Origin of the sequence: Streptomyces sp. NPDC057743, from assembly GCF_042798755.1 — a bacterium.
Classification (GTDB): Bacteria; Actinomycetota; Actinomycetes; order Streptomycetales; family Streptomycetaceae; genus Streptomyces.
In genome coordinates this window covers 43,618-49,617 of sequence record NZ_JBHVJX010000048.1, presented here as the reverse complement: position 1 = coordinate 49,617, position 6,000 = coordinate 43,618, and the positions used below count along the sequence as shown (strand labels likewise).

Here is a 6,000-nt window from a genome sequence, read left to right as displayed (position 1 = left end):
GGCTGCACTGGTACAACCACCACCGACCCCACACCGGAATCGGCGGCCACACCCCAGCCAGCCGCGTCACCAACCTCTCCGAACAACACACCTAGCGCCACTGCAGCGCAGCGGACCCGAGGGGGGAGCGTCGGCCGGGCTGGGGGACCGGGCGGCCGCCGTACGCGAATGGAGTCGCCGGTTCGGTGATCGGGCCGAAGTCGGTTGCGGTGGTCGAGAGGGCGGCCAGCGGCGTGCCCCCGGGGCGCGGCAGGTCGAGTACGTCTTCCCTTGCCAGCAGCCCGAGTTCCTGTACCCAGTGGCACACCCCGGCCAGGGTCACGCGGATGCGCCAGGAGCCGCCCTCCGTCGCGCGTCGGCGCAGGACCGTGGCGACGGCGGCGGCGCCGAGGTAGGCGGCGAGGTAGTCGTTGAGCAGGTATGTCGGCGGCAGCGAGGGGCGGTCGGTCCACTCCTCGACGGCGAACCCGGTTGCCGAGCAGGCGAGTTGGTCGAACCCGCCGCGTTCGCCCCAGGGGCCTTCGGTGCCCCAGGCGTGGTATTCGAGGGTGATGAGTCCGGGGCGGCGTCGGACGAGTTCCTCGGTTGAAGCGCCGTGTCGGGCGAGTCCTCGGTAGGCGCTCACGAAGACGTCCGCGTCCTGGAGCGCGTCGTGGAAGGCGGCGCGGTCGTGCGCGTCGCGCAGGTCGCAGTAGGCGTTGCGCTTGCCGCCGCCGGTCATGGCGATCATCGGGATCGGGTCGGGGCGGTCGGGGCGCGTCAGATGCAGCACGTCGGCGCCGAACTGGGCGAGGAGGCGCGTCGATACGGGGCCTGCGATGACATGGGTGAGATCGAGTACCCGGATGTCCGTGAGTGCCTCGTCGGCCTCGCCGATCGGTGCCAGGGGCCGGACCGGTCCGTCGCCGACCCGTTCGATCTCGACGACCGGGCGCTGCGCGACATACCGCCCCGCGGGGTGCGCCAGCCACTCGTCCCGGCTGCGCACCGCGCAGGCGACGCCGCCCCGCGCGCAGATGGCCTCCTCCAGTGTGAAGGCGTCCCAGTCGGCCGCGGCCCGCGCGATTCCGACCTGGTCGAGACCGCACCTCAGCACGGAGTAAGCCGCGTCCCGCAGATGCGGATAGGTGGTGATGATGAAGATCCAACGGCCGTCGCGCGCCCGGTAGAAGTCGTTGTTGGCGAGCAGCGCCGGGTCGTCGAGCAAGGCACCGATCGGACGCCCGGAAAGTGTCGTGTGATAGGTCGCCATGAGTTGGTCGATCGCGGCTTTGGCCTGCACCTCCACGTTCTGGTGTCGGTGGCCGCGCGCCTCGCCGAGCGTCGCCGTCTGCCGTCCGAAGACCCCGATCGCGGCGGACATGGCGTCGGCGAGGCGGTGCACCGAGGGCACCAGCGGATCGGTCCCGACGACGGTGATGTCCTCGGCTCCGCGGGCCGGATCGGGGTCGCCGAGGGTGTGCAGCAGCCGGGAGACGATCTCGTGGGTGAGGGGCAGCGGCGTCGAGCTGGCCGTGGCCAGCGGGTGTGAAGTCATGCCGGGATCGTCGTTCTGGGCACTGCACGAGCGCCCGGATTCACGGATATCCGTGAAGCGATGCGGACGTCACGTCCGCCTCTCCTGGAGGTGCGCGAGGAGCCGGGCCGCCGCCCGGTCCAGGCGCAGTCGCTCCGAGCGGCCGCGTCGCCGGTGCATCAGGGCAAGGGCGCCCGTGACGACGGGGCCGTCGGTGACGGGGAGTGCGAGCGCGCTGACCTCGGGGTCGGCCAGCCCCTCGCTGCGGCTGAGCCGCGACGCGCGGATCGCCGGAAGGGCGGAGCGGAACTCCGCGACCGCTTCGGGATCGCGGCGGGCGAGTTCGTCGAGCAGTCCACCGCGCTCCGCCTCGTCGGTGAAGGCCAGCAGCAGACGGCCCGCGGCGGTGCGCAACAGCGGCCGGGCCAGGTGCTGGTCGGCGAGCGGGACGAGGCGGGGGATGTGGTCCTCGCCGCCGCGCGCGAGGTAGACGGCGTCGAGTCCGACCCGCACCGTGAGCAGCACCGGGGTGCCGGCGACGCGGCTCAGTTCGTCGAGCTCGGCCTGACTGATCCGCGGGACGACCCGGCCGGCGATGAGGTTGAGGACGTGCGGGGCGGGCCCGAGCCGAAAGCGCCGGTGCTGTTCCAGCAGAAAACCGGTCGCGACAAGGCCGTTGACCAGGTCCTGCACCGAACTCGCCGGCGCCCCGATCGTCCGCGCCAACTCGGCCACGGTCACCCCGCCCGGCGCCCGCGCGGCGGCCTCCAGGATCCATGCGACCCGGTCCACCGTACGGTGCCGCCCCCGTCGGCCGTGCTCGCTCATCCCAACTCACCTCGTCCTTGCCCCGTCAGCACGTGGGTGGTGTGGCCTGGCTCTTGAGCAGGGCGTCGAGGTGGTGGAGGAGCCATGACCAGGTTTCCTGGGTGTCGGGGGCGCTGTGATGGAAGCCGCCGGCCGCCTCCAGGCTGATGTAGCCGTGGATGACGCTGCCCAGGAGGCGGACGGCGTGCGTCTGGTCGGGCTCGGCGAGGTCGTAGCCGCGCAGGATCGCCCGCAGCATGTGGGAGTGTTTGGGGGCGGCGCTGCCGGCTGCCGACTCGGAATCCAGGCGCAGTTGGGTGGCGGCGTAGCGGCCCGGGTGGTGGCGGGCGTAGTCGCGGCAGACGTCGGCGAAGGCGGCCAGGGCGTCCTTGCCGGCCCGTCCTGCCATGGCGGCCGAGGCCAGGTCGGCGAGTTCCTCCAGGGCGAACAGGGCGATCCGGGTCCTGAGGTCCTGGAGGTTCTTGATGTGCGCGTACAGGCTCGCGGTCTTGACGTCGAACCGCCGGGCCAGCTCCGTCGGGGTCACCCGGTCGAAGCCGATCTCGTCGGCCAGTTCCGCCCCCGCCTGCACGACGCGTTCCGTACTCAGCCCTGCGCGTCCTCGTGTCACGGTCACCCCTCCAGCGATCTAACGCAATTATGCACTTGCCTAACGTGATTAGGGAACCTGGCTTGTTCCACTCACCGGCCGGCACAACCCTGGCGAGCAACTCGCCGCAGGGCCCGCCCACTTCCGAAGGAAACCCGCATGTCCCACTCCGCCCAGCCCTCCCGTTCCTTCGTGGACGACATCCTGGACTCGCTCGGGGGCGCCCCGACCCACGAGGCGCTGGTCCACCAGGGGCGACGGATCACCGCCGGTGCATTCCGTGACCTGGTCCACCGGCTCGCGCACGCGCTGCGCTCCCAGGGGCTGGAGCGCGGCCAGACCGTCACGCTGCTCGGTGGCAACCTCCCCGAGGTCCTGGCCGCACGCTATGCCGCCAACCTGCTCGGCTGCCCGGTCAACCATCTCTACAACAAGCTCTCCGTTGACTCCCAGTGCGCCATCGTGCGCGATGTGGAGACCCAGGCACTGATCGTGGACCCGACGTACGCCGAGCGGGCCGCCCACGTCACCGCCGAGGTCCCGGTTCCGCACCTGCTGACCCTCGGCGCCAACAAGCTGGGAACCGATCTGCTGGAGCTGGCCGCCGCCCAGTCCACCGAGCCCCTTTCGGGACTGGCCCGCCCCGAGGACATCTGCTCCATCCGCCACACCGGCGGCACCACCGGCCATCCCAAGGGCATCTGCACCAGCTTCGCACGGGCCGGCAGGATGCACCGCACGTCCAGCGGCCAAGAAGTCTCTTCAGCACGGCAGTTGGTGACCACGACCCTCGCGCATGCCGCCGGGCTGATCGCCGATCACCTGCTGGCGGCCGGCGGCACCGTGGTGCTGCTGGAGGACTTCGACCCCGGCCGGGTGCTCGCCACCATCGAACGCGAACGCATCACCCACCTCTACCTACTGCCGCCGCTGCTCTACCAACTCGTGGACCACCCGCACGCGGACCGCACCGACACCTCCACTCTGCGCCAGCTGATCTACGGCGGGTGCCAGGCATCCCCGGCCCGCATAGCCGATGCGGTACGCCGCTTCGGCCCGGTCCTCATGCAGGGCTACGGCCAGACCGAGTCCGGCAGCATCAGCGTCCTGACCCCCGACGACCACGACCTCAACCGCCCCGAGCGGCTGCGCTCCGCGGGCAAGGTGCTGCCCGACGTCGAGGTGGCGATCCGGGACGAGTCCGGCCGCGATCTGCCGCCCGGCGAGCACGGCGAGGTCTGCGTCCGCTCCACCATGATCATGCAGGGTTACTGGAAGCAGCCCGAGCTGACCGCCGAGGTCCTTAGGGACGGCTGGCTGCACACCGGCGACGTCGGATTCCTGGACGACGAGGGCTACTTGACCGTCGTCGACCGGATCAAGGACATGATCGTGGTGGTCGGCGGCCACGTCTACACCACCGAGTTGGAGGACCTCCTCAACTCCCACCCGGAGGTGCTGCAGAGCGCCGTCTACGGCGTCCGCGACGCCGACCGGATGGAGCGGGTGCACGCGACGGTGGTCCGCGCCCCCGGCAGCGACCTCGACGCCGAGCGACTGTGCACCATGGTGCGCGAGGCCCGCGGCACGATGTACGAGCCGGCCCGGATCACCTTCGTCGACGCGCTGCCCCTCACCGACGTCGGCAAGCCCGACAAGAAGCTGCTGCGGTCACGCGCGGCACGGCAACAGCGCGCCTAGGGTCTGTCCCGTCGGACAGACCCTAACCGACCCGGGCGGCGTGGGCGTCAGGAGCCGGCCGGCTGGAGTTCGCCCAGGGGCGGGGTGAAGTCGTCGGTGGGGACGTGCCGGTCGGGGGCGGAGCCGGAGAGGCGGTGCCATCCGTACGCGGCCGAGACCAAGGTCATGTGGTGGTGCCAGCCGGGGAAGGAGCGGCCCTCGAAGTCGAGGAGTCCGAAGCGTTCCCGGAGGGTCTGCAGGGCGGCGCTGACGCCGGCCTGGGTGTGGACCAGGGCCTGGAGTTCGTCGATGTCGGCGAGGTTGGTCAGCCAGACACGGGCGGGACTGGGGTGCATGGGGTGCCACTTGGCGAGCAGACGCATCGTCTGTTGGCCGTGCGGCAGATGGACGGGGCCGGAGAGGGTCCACATGGTGGCGGTCTGGCAGCGCCGGTCCCGGGAGGCCGACACCAGGGCGGGGGCGCCGCGTTGGAGGCGGCGGTCGAGCACGCACAGGCGGGCCGCCAGGGAGTTGGTGCCCGCCCGCCGCTGCGAACCGAGGTGCGGGCCGCCGCGCACCACCAGGCTCCCCGGGACGGTGACGACGAACCTGACGCCCCGGTTGGACAACGCGTTGACCAGGGAGGTGGTGTCGAGGAGTTCCCTGGCGTCCGCCACCACCGGTGGCGGTGGCCCCTCGTGGTGGCCCATCTGGGTGTCGACGAGTTCCATGCCGAGTGCCCACAGCGGGCGGGCGTCCCCGGAGTCGGGTATGCGCGCGCGGCGGCGTAACTGCTCGTCCCGACACCAGACTTCGGGCAGGTGAAGCCGCCAGTCCACGGGTACGTCGCCGCAGCAGCCGGACAGCAGCAGCCCGATGCCGGCCTGGCAGTTGATGACCCGTCCGGCCGCGGGATCGAAGCGGCGGTGCACACCGACGGAGTGCTCGCCCCGCTTCGGCGCGACGACCGGTACGAGGCTCCAGGCCCGTACGGCGGCCCGCCGTCGGACCCAGTCGGCGAGGGCGCGGCGCGAGGGGTCCCACAACCAGGGGCTCGCGCTGACGAACTGGTGGAGTGACTGGGAGGCGGTGGGACCGCCGGAGACCGCGGCGGCCATCCGCCGCACGGACTTCTTGCCCGGTGTGCCGATCAGTCCGCGCAGATACGTCTCGGCCCACCGGCGTTGGTCCTGCCGGGGCAGGTGCCCGAACACATCCCTGCTGAAGGCGTCGAGCGTCATCTGGCGGTATGGACTGTGCATGCGTGGCGCACGGTTCGTGGTCATGCTTGCTCCCCCTAGCGGCGTGACCCCGGATACCTGAGATGGCAAGAGGATAGCGGGCGTCGTCTCGGCTGCCAGACGGTGAAACCGTCCGGTGACAATTT

The 6,000-nt window shown here is 71.3% G+C and carries 5 protein-coding genes; 1 reads left to right on the top strand and 4 read right to left on the bottom strand.

The features are described 5' to 3' along the window. Positions 1-91: 91 nt before the first annotated feature. The 3 genes from ACFVFQ_RS34445 to ACFVFQ_RS34435 all read right to left on the bottom strand — a co-directional run bounded on the left by ACFVFQ_RS34445 (position 92) and on the right by ACFVFQ_RS34435 (position 2,954). Positions 92-1,537 carry a CoA transferase gene (locus tag ACFVFQ_RS34445; RefSeq protein ID WP_383423775.1) on the bottom strand — a complete coding sequence of 482 codons (1,446 nt, stop codon included), beginning with the start codon at positions 1,535-1,537 and terminating at the stop codon, positions 92-94. Between the two features lie 69 nt (positions 1,538-1,606). Then, positions 1,607-2,344: a helix-turn-helix domain-containing protein gene (locus ACFVFQ_RS34440; RefSeq protein ID WP_383423773.1), complete on the bottom strand. Its 738-nt coding sequence runs from the start codon at positions 2,342-2,344 to the stop codon at positions 1,607-1,609. A 25-nt stretch (positions 2,345-2,369) separates the two neighbouring features. Then, the gene (locus tag ACFVFQ_RS34435; RefSeq protein WP_383423771.1) at positions 2,370-2,954 is read right to left on the bottom strand and encodes a TetR/AcrR family transcriptional regulator; all 585 of its coding nucleotides are present in this window, start codon (positions 2,952-2,954) and stop codon (positions 2,370-2,372) included. Positions 2,955-3,092: 138 nt separating this feature from the next. Between ACFVFQ_RS34435 and ACFVFQ_RS34430 the strand changes: the two genes are divergently transcribed. Further along, positions 3,093-4,634: an AMP-binding protein gene (locus ACFVFQ_RS34430; protein WP_383423769.1), complete on the top strand. Its 1,542-nt coding sequence runs from the start codon at positions 3,093-3,095 to the stop codon at positions 4,632-4,634. 47 nt (positions 4,635-4,681) lie between these two features. Here ACFVFQ_RS34430 and ACFVFQ_RS34425 read toward each other — a convergent pair whose 3' ends face one another. Then, positions 4,682-5,899, bottom strand: coding sequence for an IS701 family transposase (locus ACFVFQ_RS34425; protein ID WP_383423767.1), 1,218 nt, complete (start codon positions 5,897-5,899; stop codon positions 4,682-4,684). Positions 5,900-6,000: the final 101 nt, after the last annotated feature.